The following is a 17,895-nucleotide window of genomic DNA, read 5'->3' as shown; positions in this document are numbered from 1 at the left end:
GTAGTGGTCGCCGTCCCGGTACAGGTCGATCGGCATCCGGCGGGGCCCCTGGCCGGAGCCGAGGAGGGCGGTGGCGAGGCGGTCCAGCTCGCGGACGGGGTCGTAGGTGACAGCCATGAGATCACTCCATTCAGTCGTGCAACGAAGAGTTCCAAGAGTTGAGCCGACCCGGCTCAACGCGATTAAATCAGCACTCGGGGAGGGGGAGTGCCAACGGATCGGCCCCCTTCAGCGTCGACTTCGTTACCCGTTCGTAACAAAGCTGGGCAATCGAGTTCGTAGGGTCGTTTCTGTGTGGAAACCGATCCGGTTCCCAGCGAATGTGAGTAAGGACATCGATTGCCGATCCACCTGTCCCACCGACCACCCGTCCGCGAGCTGGACCGCCTCGCCACCGCCCTCCTCGGCTCCGGCCAGGGGCCCCGCCGGATGCCGATCGACCTGTACCGGGACGGCGACCACTACGTCCTCACCGCCGACCTCCCCGGCATCGACCCCGGGTCCGTCGACGTCGACGTCGACGGGCAGCTCCTCACCATCCGCGCCCAGCGCACCGTCGCGGGCGGCGACGACGTCACCTGGATCACCCGGGAGCGCCAGTCGGCGACCTTCGTCCGCCAGCTGAGCCTCGGCCAGGGCGTCGACACCGAGCGCATCGCCGCGTCCTACGACAACGGCGTGCTCTCGGTGACCATCCCGGTCAGCGAGAAGGCGCGTCCCCGCCGCATCGAGGTCGTCTCGACCGCCCGCCCCGAGCAGGTGCGGATCGGCGAGGCGGCCGCCGAGTAGGACGACGAGCGAGGGCCCGTCCGCGATCGTGCGGGCGGGCCCTCCGCCTGTCCGCACGCCCTACGCTGGCCGGATGCGCGCCTCCTCCTCCGACACCGCTGTCGGCGTCCTGCTCCCCCGCGATCTCCCCGCCTCCGAGGTGCTCGGCTACGCCCGCCGCGCCGAGGAGCTCGGCTTCGACGAGCTCTGGGTGGTCGAGGACCTCGGCTTCCGCGGCGGCATCGCCCAGGCCGGCGCGGTGCTCGCCGCCACCGAGCGGATCGTCGTCGGCATCGGCATCCTGCCCGCCGCCGTCCGCACGGCGGCCTTCACCGCGATGGAGCTCGGCACTCTCGCCGAGCTGTTCCCCGGCCGCGTCCACGCCGGCATCGGGCACGGGATGCCGCACTGGATGCGCGGCCTCGGCGTCTGGCCGCGCAGCCCGCTCACCCTGCTCGAGGAGCAGTTCGACGCGATCCGCTCGCTGCTCTCCGGCGAGCGCACCGACCGCTCCGGCCGCTACGTGCACGTGGACGACCTCGTCCTGGAGTCGCCGCCCGCCGTCGTGCCGCCGCTGCTGGCCGGCGTCCGCGGACCGAAGTCGCTGGCGCTCGCGGGCCGGATCGCCGACGGGGTCGTCCTGGCCGAGCCCGTCACTCCGGAGTACCTCGCGGCGGCCCGCGGCCACCTGGGCGGCACCGGACGGATCGTCGCCTACAACGTGGCCGCCGTGGACGACGATGCGGCCGCCGCGCGCGACGCGGTCCGGCCGGGACTCGAGTGGATCGGCGAGCCGGACTGGGCGCCGCACATCGAGCCGCTCCCCTTCGCCGAGGACTTCGCCCGCCTGCGGGCCGAGAGCGCCGACCGCGCCGCCTTCGTCCGCGACCTGCCCGACGCCTGGGTCGACCAGCTGGCCGTCGTGGGCACTCCCGAGGACGCTCGTCGCCGCATCGGCCTGCTGCACGAGGCCGGTGCGTCGAGCGTCGTGCTGATGCCGTCGGGGCCCGATCCGCTCCACGCGATGGAGGAGCTCGCCCGGGCGCTCTGAGGCGCTCGGCCCGGGCGCGTCCCACCGGGCCCGGAGACGCCTCCGGCCCGCAGGATCCGAGGATCGTGCGGGCCGGACGCGTCTGCTGAAGCCGGTGATCAGGCCGACATGCGGGCCTTCAGGTTCTCATCGAGGGTCGCGAGGAACTCCTCGGTCGTCTGCCAGCCCTGCTCGGGGCCGACGAGCAGGGCGAGGTCCTTCGTCATCTTCCCGGACTCGACCGTCTTGATGACCACGTCCTCCAGGGTGAGCGAGAAGTCGATGAGCTCCTGGTTGCCGTCGAGCTTGCCGCGGTGCGCGAGACCGCGCGTCCAGGCGTAGATCGAGGCGATCGGGTTCGTCGAGGTGGGCTTGCCGGCCTGGTGCTGGCGGTAGTGGCGCGTGACGGTGCCGTGCGCCGCCTCCGCCTCGACGACGCTGCCGTCGGGCGTGGAGAGCACGGAGGTCATCAGGCCCAGCGAGCCGAAGCCCTGCGCGACGGTGTCGGACTGGACGTCGCCGTCGTAGTTCTTGCAGGCCCAGACGTAGCCGCCCTCCCACTTCATGGCCGAGGCGACCATGTCGTCGATGAGGCGGTGCTCGTAGGTGAGGCCCGCGGCGTCGAAGCGCTCCTTGAACTCGGTCTCGAAGATCTCCTCGAAGATGTCCTTGAAGCGGCCGTCGTAGGCCTTGAGGATCGTGTTCTTGGTGGAGAGGTAGACCGGGTAGTTGCGCGAGAGGCCGTAGTTCAGCGACGAGCGGGCGAAGTCGCGGATCGACGCGTCCTGGTTGTACTGGACCTGCGCGATGCCGTCGTCCGGGGCCTTGTAGACCTCGAACCTCATCGGCTCGGAGCCGTCCTCGGGCGTGAACTCGACGGTCAGCGTGCCCTTGCCCTTGAAGACGAAGTCGGTGGCGCGGTACTGGTCGCCGAACGCGTGGCGGCCGATGATGATCGGCTTGTTCCAGCCGGGGACCAGGCGCGGGATGTTCGAGATGATGATCGGCTCGCGGAAGATCACGCCGCCGAGGATGTTGCGGATCGTGCCGTTGGGCGACTTCCACATCTTCTTGAGGCCGAACTCCTCGACGCGGGCCTCGTCGGGGGTGATGGTCGCGCACTTCACGCCGACGCCGTGCTTCTGGATGGCGTGCGCCGCGTCGATCGTGACCTGGTCGTCCGTCTCGTCGCGGTACTCGATGCCGAGGTCGTAGTACTCGAGGTTCACGTCGAGGTACGGGTGGATGAGGGTGTCCTTGATCTTCTGCCAGATGATGCGCGTCATCTCGTCGCCGTCGAGCTCGACGACCGTTCCCTCAACCTTGATCTTGGACATTGCTCTCCCATGGTGTCGATGACCCCGCACCTGTGCGGGACGGGCGGCTCTGCACCGCTCCGGATGGCCTCCGCCAGCCTACCCGAGGCCCGAACTGTCTCGATGTCGAGACAGTTCTCGATCGTCCGCGCCGGGGCCGGCGCACGTCGCCCGACAGGAGGATGCCCGCCGTCCTGCGCCGCCGGTACAGTGACGGCATGAGTGACCTCCGCCTGGAAGAGCTGTCCGCCTCGAACATCTCCGCCGTGAACGGTCTGAGCCTCAAACCCGGCCAGGAGCAGTTCATCGCGCCGGTCTCCTACTCCGCCGCCGCCGCGGTGATCGACCCGGGCGCCTCCTGGCAGCGGGCCGTGATGGACGGCGACGAGCTGGTCGGCTTCATCCACGCGCACTTCGACCCGGAGGCGGCGGAGGAGTTCCGCAGCTGCATCTGGCGCATCAACATCGACGCGGCGAAGCAGGGCCGCGGCGTGGGCACCTTCGCCGTCCGCGCCACCGCCGACGAGGCCCGCGCCCGCGGCTTCGACACCCTCACGGTGATCTGGGAGTCCGGCGAGGACGGCCCGGAGCAGTTCTTCCGCTGGATCGGCTTCGAGGTCGTCGGCGAGACGCAGTACGGCGAGAACATCGGGGCGCTGACGCTCTGAGCGCGGCGCCGGAGGCAGCGGAGCCGGCCGACTTCGTCTCCGCCGTCCTCGAGGTGGTCGCCTCGATCCCGCCCGGACGCGTGATGGCCTACGGCGAGATCGCCGCGGTCCTCGGCACTCGTGCGGCACGCGCGGTCGGCACGGTGATGGCCCGCTACGGCTCCGACACCGCCTGGTGGCGCGTCGTCCGCGCGGGAGGAGCGCCCCCGGTCGGCCACGAGGAGCGCGCCCGCCGGGAGTACGAGCGCGAGGGCACGCCCCTCGTCGTCACGCCGGGCGGCTGGCGCGTCGACGTGCGCAGCGCCCGCTGGCGCCCCTGAGCCGGGAGCGGCTCCGGGACGTGAGTCGCGAGCAGCAGCCGATCAGACGAGCGAGCCCCGCCAGGCCGCGTGCAGGGTGGCGAAGCGGCCCTCGCCGGCGATGAGCGCCTCCGGGGTGCCGTCCTCGACGATGCGGCCGTGCTCCATCACCAGCACCCGGTCGGCGATCGCGACCGTCGAGAGGCGGTGCGCGATGATGACCGCCGTGCGGTCCGCCAGCAGCGTCTGCAGGCCCTGCTGCACCAGGCGCTCGCTCGGGATGTCGAGGGAGGAGGTCGCCTCGTCCAGGATCAGCACCGCCGGGTCGGCCAGGAACGCGCGGGCGAACGAGATCAGCTGGCGCTGACCGGCCGAGACGCGGCCGCCGCGCTTGTTCACGTCGGTGTCGTAGCCGTCCGGAAGCGCCTGGATGAACTCGTGCGCGCCGACCGCCTGCGCGGCCCGGACGATCTCGTCGTAGGACGCGGTCGGCCGCCCGATCGCGATGTTGTCGGCGACGGATCCGGAGAAGAGGTACGCCTCCTGGGTGACCATCACGATCGCGCGCCGCAGGTCCTTCGGGTGCAGCTGCCGCAGGTCCACGCCGTCGAGGGTCACCACGCCGTCGCTCGGGTCGTAGAAGCGCGAGATCAGCTTGGCGAGCGTCGTCTTGCCGGCGCCCGTGGACCCGACGAGGGCGATGGTCTGCCCGGCGGGGATGTCGAGGTCGAAGCGCGGCAGCACCTCGCGGTCGGCGGTGTAGGCGAAGCGGACGCCCTCGAAGCCGAGGCGGCCCCGCGCCTGGCGCAGGTCGACCGGGCGGGCCGGATCCGGGACGCTCGGCTTCTCGGCCAGCACGCCCGAGATCTTCTCGAGCGCGGCGGCCGCCGACTGGTAGGAGTTGTAGAACATCGCCATCTCCTGCACCGGGTCGAAGAAGCGCCGGGTGTAGAGCAGGACCGCCAGCAGCGCGCCGATCTCGAGCCCGCCGTCGAGCACGCGGACGCCGCCGATGAACAGCACCACGGCGACGGTGACGTTGCCGATCAGCACGAGCCCGGGGTCGAAGGTGCCGAACACCCCGAAGACGCGCTTGTAGGCGAGCCGGTACTGCTCGACGACCCCGCCGAACACGGACTCGTTGCGCTTCTGCGTGCGGAAGGTCTGCACGGCGCGGATGCCGGTCATCGACTCCACGAACTGCACGATGAGCCGCGACGAGGCGACGCGAGTGCCGCGGAACAGCGCCTGCGACCGTTTCTGGAACCAGCGGGTGAGCAGCGCGAGCGGCACCAGGGCGCAGGCGAGCACGATGCCGCTCACGCCGTCCAGGGAGACCAGGGCGATCGCGACGAAGCCCATGTAGAGCGCACCCTGCACCAGCTGGTTGATGCCGGAGTCGAGCAGCTCGCGGATGGAGTCGAGGTCGCTGGTCTGGCGCGAGATGATCCGGCCGGAGGTGTAGTTCTCGTGGAACTCCAGGCTCAGCTTCTGGGTGTGCAGGAAGACCCGCTTGCGCAGGTCGATCAGGATCGCCTGGCTCACCCGCGCGGAGAGCACGGTGTACCAGGCGACCAGGAGCGCGCCGACGAGTCCGGTGAGGATGTAGGCGCCGACCGTGACCGCCAGCGGGACCGCGTTCCCCGCGAGGACCGCGGGCAGGCCGTTGTCGATGCCCGCCGCGATCAGCGCCGGTCCCGCGACCTGGGCAGCGGTCGCGACGACGACCACGACCGCGGTGAGCACCAGCCGCAGCCGGAGCGGCCGCAGCAGGGAGCCGAGCAGCCGCAGCGAGCGCCGGCGCAGGGCCGCCGACTCCGCTCTGCTGAGGTCGTCGCGCTCCTCGGAGGAACCGAGCGTGCTCATGATCGCGTCTCCTGGTGGGTCGTCGTGGGGCGGGAGCCGATGCGCTCGGTTCCGGCGGGCCGGGTCAGCTCGTCCTCCTCGAGGCTCGAGATGACGAAGCGGTAGTGCGGGCTGCTCGCGAGCAGCTCGCTGTGGGTGCCGACCGCGGTGATGCGGCCCTCCTCCATCAGTGCCACGCGATCGGCGAGCGCCACCGTCGAGGGGCGGTGGGCGACGATGATCGCCGTGGTGTCGCCGAGCACGCGGCGCAGCCCTGCCTCGACGCGCGCCTCCGTGTCGACGTCGAGCGCCGAGAGCGGGTCGTCGAGGACGAGCACCGCCGGACGAGCGGCCACCGCGCGGGCGAGGGCCAGGCGCTGGCGCTGGCCGCCGGAGAGGCTCATCCCCTCCTCGCCCACCTTGGTGTCCAGGCCCTCGGGAAGGCGGTGGACGAAGTCGGCCTGCGCGATCTCGAGGGCCTCGAGCAGCTCCTCCTCGGTCGCGTCGGGTCGGCCGAGGAGGACGTTCTCGCGCACGCTGGTGGAGAAGAGCGTCGCGTCCTCGAACGCCATGCCGATGTGCGTGCGCAGCTCGTCGCGGCGGAGCCGGCGGATGTCGACGCCGTCGAGCTCGATGGCTCCGCCGGTCACGTCGTAGAGGCGCGGGAGCAGCGCGGTGAGCGTCGTCTTCCCGGAGCCGGTGATGCCGACCAGCGCCATCGTCTCGCCCGGCTCGACCTCGAGGTCGACGCCGTCGAGGAGGTCGCGGTAGCGCTCGGGGGCGTCCTGGTACCGGAAGTGGACGTCGCGGAAGCGCACCCGGCCGCGCGGCTCGAGGATCGTCTCGGGGTCCTCCGGGTCGGTGATGGTGTTCCGGCTGTCCATCACCTCGAAGTAGCGGTCGACCGCCGTGCGGGTGTCGAAGGTCATCGAGAGGAGGAAGCCGATCGACTCGACCGGCCAGCGCAGCACGGTCGCGGTGGCGAAGAAGGCGAACAGCTCGCCGACGCTCAGCTGACCGGCCGCGGCGAGCCAGACCCCGCCGAGCAGGCAGAGCGCGAACGCGATGTCCGGCACCAGCAGGAGGACGAGCCAGATCCCGGCGATGGCACGGGCTTTGTCGATCTCGGTGCCGCGGAGCTTCTCGGCCTGGCCGGCGAAGTTCTCCAGCGCGTGCTGGTGGCGGCCGAAGGCCTTCAGGACGCGGATGCCGTGCACCGACTGCTCGACGGTCGTGGCGAGGTCGCCCGCCTGGTCCTGGCTGCGGCGCGCGATGCTCGAGTAGCGCTTCTCGAACGCGAACCCGTAGATCCAGACCGGGATCGAGCACACGACGAAGAGCACGCCGAGGATCGGGTTCCAGTAGACGAGGACGCCGAAGCCGACGACGATCGTCAGCGCGTTGACCACGAGCAGGACGAAGCCGAAGGCGATCCAGCGGCGGATGAGGCTGAGGTCGCTCATCGCCCGCGACAGGAGCTGCCCGCTCTGCCAGCGGTCGTGGAACGAGACGGGGAGGTCCTGCAGGCGGCTGTAGAGCGCCGAGCGCATGCGCGCCTCGATCCGCGTGCTGGGGGTGAGGACCATCCGGCGGCGCAGCGCGATGGCACCGGCCTCGACGACGCCGAGCACGAGGATGACGGCGACCGGGCCGATCAGCGGCCCGAGGTCGCCGGAGCCAGCGGAGGCCGCTCCGTCCCCCAGCGGCCCGTCGACGAGCTGCTTCAGGACGATCGGGATGACCAGCGACACCAGGCTCGCCACGAGCGCGACCGCGATGCCGCCGACCAGCCGGGGCAGGGAGTCGCCGACGAAGGGGACGAGGCGCAGCAGGGTCTGCAGCGTGCTCGGGCGCTTCTGCGCGGGGGCGCCGGGAGACGGGAGGGCGGGAGCGGACACGGCGGAGGGCTTTCGCGACGAGGGCGGGGCCTCCCCTGCCGGGTGGGCGGGGAGGCGGGAGGTGCCACCGGGCCGAAGAGCTCCGGGCAGCCTTGAAGGCTATACCCGGGCTATGTGCTCCGTCCAGCGGCCGCCGCGATCCGGCGGTTCCCCCGCCTCCGCCGTCAGCGGACGCGGACCGAGAGGCAGGTGACGCAGCCCTCGAGCTTCTCGAACTCCGAGATGTCCACGGTCAGGACGCGGTAGCCCAGGCTCTTCAGCAGCTCGGCGCTCCGGGGAGCGGAGGCGGCCATCAGGAGTGTGTCGTCGTCGAGGACGACCACGTGGGCGCCCGCCTCCTCGGGCATCGGCAGGAAGAAGGGGAACAGGCGCGGCTCGTCGACGACCGGCTCCCAGCCGATGACCGTGCCGTCGGGCAGCGCGGTCGCGGCGCTCTTGAGGTGCAGCACCTTGGTCAGCGGGACCGCGACGACGTCGTACCCGCGGGGGCGGAGGATCGCGCGCAGCTGGGCTACCCCCGCCGCGTCGGTCCGGCCTCCGCGGCCGACGTAGACCGTCGATCCCACCTTGAGGACGTCGCCGCCGTCGAGCGTGCCCGGCTCCTCGATGCGGTCGACCGTCAGGCCGAGGGCGCGGACGGCCTCCTCGGCGCCTGCCGTCTCTCCGCGGCGGGACTCCGCTCCGGACCGGGCGATCACGGCGTGGTCGCCGAAGACGACGACCGCGTCCTCGAGGAAGACGGAGTCGGCGAGTCCGGGCGCCGGTGCGGCCTCGACCGTCTCCCAGCCGGCCCGCTCGAGCAGGTCGACGTACGCCTCCCACTGCTGCTGGGCGCGCTGCTGGTCGACGGGGACGCGCTCGAGGTGGGTGAGCTCGCCCGCCGAGAGGTCGGCGGCCGGGGCCCGGACGATCGCGATGCGGCGGTCGGTGACGACGGCGGCCGGAGCGCCCGTGGTGCGGAGGCGGTTCCAGAGCGTGTGGCCGACGCTCGCCGCCGAGACGGTGAACGCGAGCAGGAAGACGAGGTTGAGTCCGGCGAAGGTCTGGAAGATGGAGGCCCAGACGGCGCCCGTGACGGCCTCGCCGGTGGCGCTGGCTTGGACGAGCGTGCCGAACACGGCTCCGACCACGCCCGCGACGAGTCCCGCGAGGGCGGCGCTCCAGGTGCGTCCGAGCGTCCCCGCGACGGCGAGGACGAGGACGACCACGAAGCCGAGCACGCTCGAGAGCAGGAAGTAGGCGTTGACCTGCGGGATGGAGCCGGGCTGCAGCTGGTTGCCGATGAAGAAGGCCAGCAGGTTGGCGAGGTGCGCCACGAGCGCGGTCGCCGCGGCGGCGAGCAGCGCGACGAGGATCCGGCGGCCCGTCCCGGGCGCGCGGTCCCGGTTCGGGGCGATCGTGGTCGCGGCGGTCGGGGTGTCGGGAGTGGACGCGGGCGTCGAGTCGGAAGGCACCCGGTGACCCTACGCGCCCCCGCCCGCGCCTCGCCTGTCGATCCCCTAGCAGCCCCCTAAGAGCCACTCACCGCACCGCAGAGCGGTTTCAGCGGGAATCGCGTGCCAAGCGATTCCCGTGACCGGCGACGCCCCCACTCCATGGAAAGCCTCACGTCGTGGCACCGACCACGCCCCGCCGCGCGAGGAGCGGCCGGGAAACCGCCCACCGCAAGGCAGAGCCGACTCAGCGGGAATCGCGTGCCAAGCGATTCACGCGGTCGGCGACGCTACCCGCTCTACGGAACGCACCCCGTCGCGAAGCCGACCGCGCCCCGCCGCGCAGGGAGCGGCGGGGAAGACGAGCACGGCAAGGCAGAGCCGGTTCAGCGGGGATCGCGTGCCAAGCGATTCCCGCGACCGGCGACGCTCCCCGCTCCACGGAACGCACCCCGTCGCCGAGCCGACCGCGCCCCGCCGCGCAGGGAGCGGCGGGGAAGACAAGCACCTGAGTGACGGGCGCGGAGCGCCCGTCACTCAGTGGAAGAAGTGCCGCTCCCCCGTCGTGTACATCGTGACGCCGGCGCGGGCGGCCGCGTCGATGACCTCGGCGTCGCGGACGGAGCCGCCGGGCTGGACGACGGCCTTCACGCCGGCGGCGAGGAGCACCTCGAGGCCGTCGGCGAAGGGGAAGAACGCGTCGGAGGCGGCGACGGTGCCGGGGGCGCGGTCGCCGGCGCGGGTGACGGCGAGGTGGCAGGAGTCGACGCGGTTGACCTGACCCATGCCGACGCCGACGGAGGCGCCGCCCTTGGCGAGGAGGATCGCGTTCGACTTGACGGCGCGGCAGGCCTTCCACGCGAACTCGAGGTCGAGCATCGTGTCGGCGTCGGCGGGCTCGCCGGCGACGAGCTGCCAGCCGGAGCTGACCTCGCCGGGGCCGCCGATGAAGCGGTCCGGCTCCTGCAGCAGCAGGCCGCCGGAGATCTGCTTGAACTCGCGCTCCACGGGGGCGTATAAGTCGGGGAGCTGCAGCAGGCGCAGGTTCTTCTTGGTCTTCAGCACCTCGAGCGCCTCGGGCTCGAAGCCGGGGGCGACGAGCACCTCGGTGAAGATCTCCTTCACCGTCTCGGCCATGGCGAGGGTGACGGGCCGGTTCGCGGCGATGACGCCGCCGAAGGCCGACACCGGGTCGCACTCGTGGGCGCGGCGGTGGGCGGAGGCGATGGGGTCGATCGCCTTCGAGCTCGCGATCGCGATACCGCAGGGGTTCGCGTGCTTGATGATCGCGACGGCGGGGAGCACGAAGTCGTAGGCCGCGCGGACGGCCGCGTCGGCGTCGACGTAGTTGTTGTAGGACATCTCCTTGCCGTGCAGCTGCGTCGCCTGCGCGATGCCGGTGCCGTCGGGAGAGACGTAGAGGGCCGCCTTCTGGTGCGAGTTCTCGCCGTAGCGGAGGACCTGCTGCAGGGTCCCGCGGATCTCGACCGAGCCCTCGACGCCCTCGGCCGCCTCCTGCCCGGCGAACCAGGCGGCGACGGCGGAGTCGTAGGAGGCGGTGTGCGCGAAGGCGCGGGCCGCCAGGGTGCGGCGCGCGGCGAGCGTCGTGCCGCCGTCGGCGAGGGCGGTCGCGATCCCGGAGTAGTCGGCCGGGTCGACGACGATCGCGACGTTGGCGTGGTTCTTCGCGGAGGCGCGGACGAGGGCCGGGCCCCCGATGTCGATGTTCTCGACCACGGTCGCCGCGTCGGCGCCGCCGGCGACGGTCTCGCGGAACGGGTACAGGTTCACCACGACCAGCTCGAACGCGGCGATGTCGAGCTGCTCCAGCTGCTCGCGGTGCGAGGCGAGCCTCAGGTCGGCGAGGATGCCCGCGTGCACGGCCGGGTGCAGCGTCTTCACGCGGCCGTCGAGCGACTCCGGGAACCCGGTGACGGCCGAGACGTCGGTGACCTCGTGGCCGGCGCCGCGGAGGGTCGCTGCGGTCGAGCCGGTAGAGACGAGCTCGACGCCGGCCGCGGCGAGCGCCGCTCCGAGCTCGAGCAGGCCGGTCTTGTCGCTGACCGAGATCAGCGCCCGGCGGACGGGGACCCGGTCGCGGTCGTCGTAGATGCTGGGGTCGTGGGCGGTGATGCTCATGCGCGGGCGAGCTCCTCGAGGTCGACGGTTCCGTGGGCGATGTCGAGCACCGTCTGCACCAGCAGGCGACGCTCGATGGTCTTGATGCGCTCGTGCAGCGCGTCCTCGCTCTCGCCGGGGAGCACGGCGAGGCTCTCCTGGGCGATGACGGGTCCCGTATCGACGCCGGTGTCGATCACGTGCACGGTGACGCCGGTCTCGGTCGCGCCGGCGGCGAGGGCGTCGCGGACGGCGTGGGCGCCGGGGAAGAGGGGCAGCAGGGCGGGATGCGTGTTGATCATCCGCGGGCTGAGCGCGTCCACCACCACGGGCGGCAGGATGCGCATGAAGCCCGCGCAGACGACGAGGTCGGGCTCCCACTCCCGGATGCGCCCGAGCAGGGCGGCGCCCCACTCGTCGCGGGAGGAGAAGTCGCGCGGCGCGACCGTGAAGGCGGGGACTCCGCGCTCCTCGGCGTGGCGGAAGCCCTCGGCGTCGGTGTCGCTGCCGACCGCGACGATGCGGGCGGGGAAGCCCTCGTCGCCGGTGGCGTCCAGCAGGGCGCGGAGGTTCGATCCGCCGCCGGAGAGGAGCACGACCAACTTCAGCACTGCGCAAGTCTAGGGGGACGCCTCCGCCGGCGTCAGCCGCGTCGGCTGCGGCCCGCGGCGAGGCCCAGGCCCGCGGCCAGCGCGAGCTCGAGGGCGGCGACCGCCCCGACGACGAGCGGGTCCGGGCCCACCTGGGCGAGCCGCCCGGGCCCGGCGGCGCCCGCCGAGAACCAGGCGAGGAGCCCGAGCAGCAGGCCGCCGACCACGCCGATCCCGCCGGCCGCGGCCGCGCCCCAGCGCAGAAGCGAGCGTCCGTCGAGCGCCTCGATCACGCCGCGCCGCAGCCGCCATCCCGCGGCGAACCCGGCGAGCAGCGGCACGAGCAGCCCCAGGAATCCGAAGGCCGAGTCCCCTGCGGGCAGTGCGGCGAGGACCGGGATCAACGGGATCGGTCCGAGCAGCGTCCCGGCCGCGCTCACGGAGGAGCCGGTGCCGAGGGCGAAGCCCGGGCCGATCAGCCAGCTCGCCGCCCAGATCACCAGGTTCGGGAGGAACGCCAGCTGCCCGAGAGTGAGGGCCAGGCCGCCGAGCGCCTCGGCGCCCAGGCTCTCGTAGAGCGCGACGACCGAGGTGTAGTGCACGACCAGCAGCACGGCGACGAGCACCGCCGCGACGCCGACCACGCCCGCCGCGGCGAGCGCTCCCCCGCGCAGCGACGCGAGGACGAGCCCGGGCCCCGGCGCGGGGACGCGGTCGAGCGCGGAGGCGGCCAGCTCGCCGAGGGGGTCGGCCTCGTCGCTGCGGGCGGAGTGGAGCGCTGCTCCGACGAGCACCCCCAGCGCGAAGACGAGCGGCGGCAGCAGCGTCCCCTGCAGGGGATCGACGGTGGCGGCCGGGTCCGCGGATCCGAGCGAGACCAGGAGCGCGATCGCCAGGTAGGTCGCGATCGCGACGAGGACGCCGATGGCCCGGAACGGCGACTCCTGGGCGCGGCGGCCGGTGCGCGCGCCGAGCAGCACGGTGAGGAGCGCGAAGGCCAGCGGAGCGATCGTCACCGGGAAGGCGTCCGCGCCTCCGGGCAGCGCGACGGCGAGGGCGGAGTCGGGGGCCAGCGCCGCCTGCAGGTCGGCCCCGTGGCCGAGCAGCCAGGCGTCGGCGGCGACCCGCCAGAACACGCCGAAGTCGACCGTCGTGTCGTACTGCACGGCCCAGAGGACGGTCAGCGGGACGAGCGGGATCGCGATCCCGATCAGCGCCGACAGCGCGGCGTCGAAGGCGGCGAGGAGGGCGACGGTGATCCGGTTCATGGGCCTGACGAGCCTAGCGGCGGCGCGCTCGGAGGCGGGTCAGGGGCGCGCCGCCCGGCCCTCTAGTGTCGGAGCCATGACGGGGACCTCGGACGCACGGACGGAGCGCGGCCTGGACCGCCTCGTGAACTTCTCCGACGCCGTCGTCGCCATCGCCATCACGTTCCTCGTCCTCCCCCTCGTCGACGTGGTCGAGGAGGGCCGCGCGGCCGATCTGGGGTCCCTCCTCACCGGGCACTACGGCACCCTCTCCGCCTTCTTCATCACGTTCGCCGTGATCGGACGGCTCTGGGCGGTCCACCACTCCGTCTTCGAGGGCGTGGCCCGGTACTCGCCCGCGCTCGTCGTCGCGAACTTCGTCTGGCTGGCCGCGGTCGTCCTGCTCCCCTTCGCGGCGAACCTGATCTCGAACGTGCTCGACACCGACGGCAGCGTCATCGCGCTCTACATCGGCACGATGATCGCGGCGAGCGCGGCGACCCTCGCGATGCAGCTCATCGTGCGCCGCGATCCGGATCTCCTGGCCCCGGGGGCGGAGCCGCGGCGCTCCCTTTCGAAGTCGCTGATCGTGATCAGCGTCCTCCTCGCGGCCCTCGTGCTTGCCGTCGCGGTGCCGGCCGTCAACATGTTCGCGCTCCTGCTGCTCCTGCTCTCGGGTCCGATCGAGCGCCTGGTGCACCGCGGGCGCCCCGGGGGACGCGCGGCCCACCGCCGGACGGAGCGCGGGCTCGACCGGCTCGTCAACTTCTCGGACGCGACCGCCGCCATCGCCATCACCGTCCTCGTCCTGCCGCTGGTGCAGCTGGCTCCCGAGGTCGCCCGGGAGGGCGGCGGAGTCCCGGCGCTGCTCGCGGAGCACCTGGACTCGGTCCTCGCCTTCGCGCTCTCCTTCGCGGTCATCGCCGTCTTCTGGATCCCCCACCACCGCGTCTTCGAGATCGCCGGGGACTACGACGGCGCCCTGGTGTGGCTGGACCTGCTCTGGCTGGCCGCGCTGGCGTTCTTCCCGTTCTCGACGAGCGCGCTGGCGCTGTTCCCGGACTCCCGGGCGACGATCGGGCTCTACATCGGCACGATGGCCGCGATGAGCGGGGCGCTGGTCCTGATCGAGCTGCACCTCTCCCGGCACCCGGAGCTCAGGCGGCCCGGCGCAGGGCCCCTGCCGCTCGCGCCCGCACTGCTGCCCTTCGCGCTGCTCCTCGTCGCACTGGCGCTGGCGCTACTGGTCCCGTCGGTCGGGCTCTGGTGGCTGCTCCTGCTCCTGCTGCAGCGGCCCGTCCGGGCACTGCTCGCGCGGCGCTGATCCTCAAGCGCCGGGCGTCCAGCCCAGCTGCGGGGCGATGCGCTCGGCGACGGCGCGCAGGATGCGCCGTTGCGACTCCACCCCGCCGACCGCCGGGAGCGTCACCGTGAGCGCGTCCGCCTCCGCGAGCGCCGGATCCGCGGCGAGCGATGCGACGATCCGCTCCGGGCTCCCGACGTGGAGGGGGCTGAAGCGCATCGGGGCGGCGATGATCGACCGGTCGGCCGTGCGGGGGCGGCCCTCGTCGTCCATCCGCGCGAGGTAGCCCTCGATGAAGGGGCGGTGCGCCTCCTCGTCGGCGGCGTCGAGCAGCGGCAGCACGATCCGGCCCGCCGTCACCCTCGACGTGCGCCCCGGGTGCGCGGCGGCGAAGGCCTCGCGGTAGGCGCGGATCTGCACCGCCTGCTGCTCGGCGAACGGCAGGCCCGTCTCCTCCGTGTTGAGCGTGGACACCTGCAGGTGCATGCCCTGCTCGCCCGCCCGGACCGCGGAGGACACCGTTCCCGCCCCGTACCAGAGCCGGTCGGCGAGGCCGGGCGCGTGCGGCTGCTGGACGAGCGGAGCGCCGACCGGGACCGACATCAGGGCCGACTCCGCGACGCCGAGCACGGCGCCCGAGAGCGCCTCGCGGAGTCGCGCGATGCGCTCCTGCGCCTCCTCGCGGAAGTCGCGCTCGGCCTGCCCGAACACCCCGTCGAAGACGGAGGCGAGATGCGCGAAGCCGCTGCTGACGCCGAGGTCGAGGCGTCCGCCCGAGAGCAGGTCCACGGTCGCGGCGTCCTCGGCGAGGCGCACGGGCGACTCGTAGCGGGCGCCGATGACCGCGGTCCCGAGGCGGAGGCGGCGGGTCCGCTGGGAGGCGGCCGCGAAGAAGGTCATCGGAGACGCGAGGTAGCGCTCGAAGTGCCGCACGCGGACCCAGCCGGTGCCGTAGCCGAGCTCCTCGGCGAGCTCGAGCAGAGCGAGCCCGTCCTCGAGGCTCCGCGCGGCGTCGCCGGGCTGCTCGGGGCCCTCCGGGTACGGCACGAAGGTCAGCAGGTCGAGTCCGAGGCGGCGAGTCACTCTGCGACGCTACTCCGGCCGGACCCGCCCCGACGACGGAACGGACGGCGCCGCCCGCCGGAGCAGGGGCACCGTCCGTTCCGACGGTGGTGCGGGGAGGACGGGCGCTAGAGCGCCGCGTAGACCTCGCGGAGCAGGGCGGCCGTCTCGGAGGGCGTCTTGCCGACCTTCACGCCCGCGGCCTCGAGGGCCTCCTTCTTGGCCTGCGCGGTGCCGGCCGAGCCGGAGACGATGGCGCCGGCGTGGCCCATCGTCTTGCCCTCGGGGGCGGTGAAGCCCGCGACGTAGCCGACGACGGGCTTCGTGACGTTCGCCTTGATGAAGTCCGCAGCGCGCTCCTCGGCGTCGCCGCCGATCTCGCCGATCATCACGATCGCCTTCGTCTCGGGGTCGGCCTCGAACGCGGCGAGCGCGTCGATGTGCGTCGTGCCGATGATCGGGTCGCCGCCGATGCCGATCGCGGTCGAGAAGCCCAGGTCGCGCAGCTCGTACATCATCTGGTAGGTCAGGGTGCCCGACTTCGAGACGAGGCCGATCGGGCCCTTGCCGGTGATCGTCGCGGGGGTGATGCCCACGAGCGACTCGCCCGGCGTGATGATGCCGGGGCAGTTGGGGCCGATGATCCGCGTCTTGTTCCCCTTCTCCTGCGCGTACGCCCAGAACTCCGCGGAGTCCTGCACCGGGATGCCCTCGGTGATGACGACGAGGAGGCCGATCTCGGCGTCGATCGCCTCGATGACGGCGTCCTTCGAGAAGGCGGGCGGCACGAACGCGATGGAGACGTCGGCGCCGGTGGCCTCCATCGCCTCCTTCACGGTGCCGAAGACGGGGAGCTCGACGTCGCCGTGGGTGACGGTCGTGCCGGCCTTGCGGGCGTTGACGCCGCCGACCACGTTCGTGCCGGCCTTGAGCATCAGCGCGGTGTGCTTGGTGCCCTCGCCGCCGGTGATGCCCTGGACGATGACCTTGGAGTCCTTGGTGAGGAAGATCGACATGCTTGTTCTCTGATTCCTTGAGTCGTCGGGTCCGTTACGCGGCGGCGAGTTCGGCGGCCTTGTCGGCGCCCTCGTCCATGGTCGCGGCGAGCGTGATGAGCGGGTTGGCGGCGGCCTGGAGGATCGCGCGGCCCTCCTCGACCTTGTTGCCGTCGAGGCGGACGACGAGCGGCTTCGTGGCCGAGTCGCCGAGGATCTCGAGCGCCTGGAGGATGCCGTTGGCGACCGCGTCGCACGCGGTGATGCCTCCGAAGACGTTGACGAAGACGCTCTTGACCTGCTCGTCACCGAGGATCACGTCGAGGCCGTTCGCCATCACCTGGGCGGAGGCTCCGCCGCCGATGTCGAGGAAGTTGGCCGGCTTCACGCCGTTGTGCCTCTCTCCGGCGTAGGCGACGACGTCGAGGGTCGACATGACCAGGCCCGCGCCGTTGCCGATGATGCCGACCTCGCCGTCGAGCTTCACGTAGTTGAGGTCGTTCTCCTTGGCCTTCGCCTCGAGCGGGTCGGCGGCGTCCTTGTCCTCGAGCGCGGCGTGGTCCGCGTGGCGGAAGCCGGCGTTCTCGTCGAGCGAGACCTTGCCGTCGAGCGCGACGACGTCGCCCTCCTCGGTGAGCACGAGCGGGTTCACCTCGACGAGCGTGGCGTCCTCGCCGGTGTAGACGTCGTACAGCTTCACCAGGACGGGCGCGACCTTGGCGATCAGCTCCTCCGGGAACTTCGCCGCGCGGGCGATCTCCTCGGCCTTGGCCTGGTCGATGCCCTGGCCGGGGACGACCTCGACGCGCGCCAGCGCGTCGGGGCGCTCGACGGCGAGCTGCTCGATCTCCATGCCGCCCTCGTAGGAGGTGAGCGAGAGGTAGGAGCGGTTGGCCCGGTCCAGCAGCACCGAGAAGTAGAACTCGCGGTCGATGCGCGCACCGCCGGCGACCATGACGCGCTTGACGACGTGGCCCTTGATGTCGAGGCCGAGGATCGACTGCGCCGCGGCGAACGCGTCCTCGGGGGTCTTCGCGACCTTCACGCCGCCCGCCTTGCCGCGGCCGCCGATCTTGACCTGCGCCTTGACGACGGTGACGCCGCCCAGCTTCTCCGCCGCGGCGCGCACCTCCTCCGGCGTGTCGGCGACGATGCCCGGGAGCACGGGGACGCCGTACTTCTCGAACAGATCACGGGCCTGGTATTCGAAGAGATCCACGCTGCATTCCCATTCCGCGCCGAGCGCGCTTGCGTTTCGAGTTCGAGGTGGCCCGGACGACGCCGGAGTCTCGGCACTGTCCCTGGGCCGCGCCGAGTCTACTC

At 72.4% G+C, this 17,895-nt stretch carries 15 protein-coding genes; 5 read left to right on the top strand and 10 right to left on the bottom strand.

Features of this window, described 5'->3' with window-relative positions:
• Window positions 1-339 precede the first annotated feature (339 nt).
• Both C5C74_RS10020 and C5C74_RS10015 read left to right on the top strand, forming a co-directional pair.
• Entirely contained in the window at window positions 340-789 is a 450-nt protein-coding gene (locus C5C74_RS10020) for an Hsp20/alpha crystallin family protein (RefSeq protein WP_374953516.1), read from the top strand.
• Between the two features lie 73 nt (window positions 790-862).
• Window positions 863-1,819, top strand: a complete 957-nt coding sequence (locus C5C74_RS10015; RefSeq protein ID WP_104351459.1) for an LLM class flavin-dependent oxidoreductase — start codon at window positions 863-865, stop codon at window positions 1,817-1,819.
• Between the two features lie 98 nt (window positions 1,820-1,917).
• Here C5C74_RS10015 and C5C74_RS10010 read toward each other — a convergent pair whose 3' ends face one another.
• The gene (locus tag C5C74_RS10010) at window positions 1,918-3,135 is read right to left on the bottom strand and encodes an NADP-dependent isocitrate dehydrogenase (protein ID WP_104224939.1); all 1,218 of its coding nucleotides are present in this window, start codon (window positions 3,133-3,135) and stop codon (window positions 1,918-1,920) included.
• Window positions 3,136-3,332: 197 nt separating this feature from the next.
• Here C5C74_RS10010 and C5C74_RS10005 point away from each other — a divergent pair, with 197 nt between their 5' ends.
• Together C5C74_RS10005 and C5C74_RS10000 are read left to right on the top strand one after the other, a co-directional pair.
• Window positions 3,333-3,782 (top strand): GNAT family N-acetyltransferase, encoded by a 450-nt coding sequence (locus C5C74_RS10005; protein WP_104224946.1) that lies wholly within the window; start codon window positions 3,333-3,335, stop codon window positions 3,780-3,782.
• Window positions 3,779-4,102 (top strand): MGMT family protein, encoded by a 324-nt coding sequence (locus C5C74_RS10000; RefSeq protein ID WP_104238475.1) that lies wholly within the window; start codon window positions 3,779-3,781, stop codon window positions 4,100-4,102. Before C5C74_RS10005 ends, C5C74_RS10000 begins: the two co-directional genes overlap by 4 nt.
• A 42-nt stretch (window positions 4,103-4,144) precedes the next feature.
• Here the strand turns inward: C5C74_RS10000 and C5C74_RS09995 are convergent, their stop codons facing one another.
• The 6 genes from C5C74_RS09995 to C5C74_RS09970 all read right to left on the bottom strand — a co-directional run bounded on the left by C5C74_RS09995 (window position 4,145) and on the right by C5C74_RS09970 (window position 13,233).
• Window positions 4,145-5,947, bottom strand: coding sequence for an ABC transporter ATP-binding protein (locus tag C5C74_RS09995; protein ID WP_104351458.1), 1,803 nt, complete (start codon window positions 5,945-5,947; stop codon window positions 4,145-4,147).
• Window positions 5,944-7,824 (bottom strand): ABC transporter ATP-binding protein, encoded by a 1,881-nt coding sequence (locus C5C74_RS09990; protein ID WP_104351457.1) that lies wholly within the window; start codon window positions 7,822-7,824, stop codon window positions 5,944-5,946. The genes C5C74_RS09995 and C5C74_RS09990 overlap by 4 nt, the downstream gene beginning before the upstream one ends.
• A 164-nt stretch (window positions 7,825-7,988) precedes the next feature.
• Window positions 7,989-9,278 carry a dimethylargininase gene (gene ddaH, locus C5C74_RS17985; protein ID WP_308471009.1) on the bottom strand — a complete coding sequence of 430 codons (1,290 nt, stop codon included), beginning with the start codon at window positions 9,276-9,278 and terminating at the stop codon, window positions 7,989-7,991.
• A 516-nt stretch (window positions 9,279-9,794) separates the two neighbouring features.
• Window positions 9,795-11,396 carry a bifunctional phosphoribosylaminoimidazolecarboxamide formyltransferase/IMP cyclohydrolase gene (purH, locus tag C5C74_RS09980; protein ID WP_104351456.1) on the bottom strand — a complete coding sequence of 534 codons (1,602 nt, stop codon included), beginning with the start codon at window positions 11,394-11,396 and terminating at the stop codon, window positions 9,795-9,797.
• Window positions 11,393-11,986: a phosphoribosylglycinamide formyltransferase gene (gene purN / locus C5C74_RS09975; RefSeq protein ID WP_104224933.1), complete on the bottom strand. Its 594-nt coding sequence runs from the start codon at window positions 11,984-11,986 to the stop codon at window positions 11,393-11,395. Before purN ends, purH begins: the two co-directional genes overlap by 4 nt.
• A 32-nt stretch (window positions 11,987-12,018) precedes the next feature.
• Complete coding sequence (locus C5C74_RS09970; RefSeq protein WP_104351455.1) at window positions 12,019-13,233, bottom strand: DUF6350 family protein; 1,215 nt, start codon at window positions 13,231-13,233, stop codon at window positions 12,019-12,021.
• 76 nt (window positions 13,234-13,309) lie between these two features.
• Between C5C74_RS09970 and C5C74_RS09965 the strand changes: the two genes are divergently transcribed.
• Window positions 13,310-14,536 carry a TMEM175 family protein gene (locus tag C5C74_RS09965; RefSeq protein WP_181134684.1) on the top strand — a complete coding sequence of 409 codons (1,227 nt, stop codon included), beginning with the start codon at window positions 13,310-13,312 and terminating at the stop codon, window positions 14,534-14,536.
• Between the two features lie 3 nt (window positions 14,537-14,539).
• Here C5C74_RS09965 and C5C74_RS09960 read toward each other — a convergent pair whose 3' ends face one another.
• The 3 genes from C5C74_RS09960 to sucC all read right to left on the bottom strand — a co-directional run bounded on the left by C5C74_RS09960 (window position 14,540) and on the right by sucC (window position 17,791).
• A complete protein-coding gene (locus tag C5C74_RS09960; protein ID WP_104351453.1) occupies window positions 14,540-15,598 on the bottom strand; it encodes an LLM class flavin-dependent oxidoreductase in 1,059 nt (352 codons plus the stop codon).
• 107 nt (window positions 15,599-15,705) lie between these two features.
• The gene (gene sucD / locus C5C74_RS09955) at window positions 15,706-16,593 is read right to left on the bottom strand and encodes a succinate--CoA ligase subunit alpha (protein ID WP_104224929.1); all 888 of its coding nucleotides are present in this window, start codon (window positions 16,591-16,593) and stop codon (window positions 15,706-15,708) included.
• Window positions 16,594-16,627: 34 nt separating this feature from the next.
• Entirely contained in the window at window positions 16,628-17,791 is a 1,164-nt protein-coding gene (gene sucC / locus C5C74_RS09950; RefSeq protein WP_104317958.1) for an ADP-forming succinate--CoA ligase subunit beta, read from the bottom strand.
• Between the last annotated feature and the right edge of the window lie 104 nt (window positions 17,792-17,895).

The sequence above is a fragment of the Rathayibacter sp. AY1E8 genome, from assembly GCF_002931415.1.
In the GTDB taxonomy this organism is placed as follows: Bacteria; Actinomycetota; Actinomycetes; order Actinomycetales; family Microbacteriaceae; genus Rathayibacter.
Note: the sequence above shows the minus strand (reverse complement) of the source record. Positions and strands in the feature narration are given on the sequence as shown.

Coding starts and splice junctions, on each gene's coding strand:
- C5C74_RS10015 (WP_104351459.1), top strand. CDS start 863: ATGCGCGCCTCCTCCTCCGACACCGCTGTCGGCGTCCTGCTCCCCCGC.
- C5C74_RS10010 (WP_104224939.1), bottom strand. CDS start 3,135: ATGTCCAAGATCAAGGTTGAGGGAACGGTCGTCGAGCTCGACGGCGAC.
- C5C74_RS10005 (WP_104224946.1), top strand. CDS start 3,333: ATGAGTGACCTCCGCCTGGAAGAGCTGTCCGCCTCGAACATCTCCGCC.
- C5C74_RS09995 (WP_104351458.1), bottom strand. CDS start 5,947: ATGAGCACGCTCGGTTCCTCCGAGGAGCGCGACGACCTCAGCAGAGCG.
- purH (WP_104351456.1), bottom strand. CDS start 11,396: ATGAGCATCACCGCCCACGACCCCAGCATCTACGACGACCGCGACCGG.
- C5C74_RS09970 (WP_104351455.1), bottom strand. CDS start 13,233: ATGAACCGGATCACCGTCGCCCTCCTCGCCGCCTTCGACGCCGCGCTG.
- C5C74_RS09965 (WP_181134684.1), top strand. CDS start 13,310: ATGACGGGGACCTCGGACGCACGGACGGAGCGCGGCCTGGACCGCCTC.
- sucD (WP_104224929.1), bottom strand. CDS start 16,593: ATGTCGATCTTCCTCACCAAGGACTCCAAGGTCATCGTCCAGGGCATC.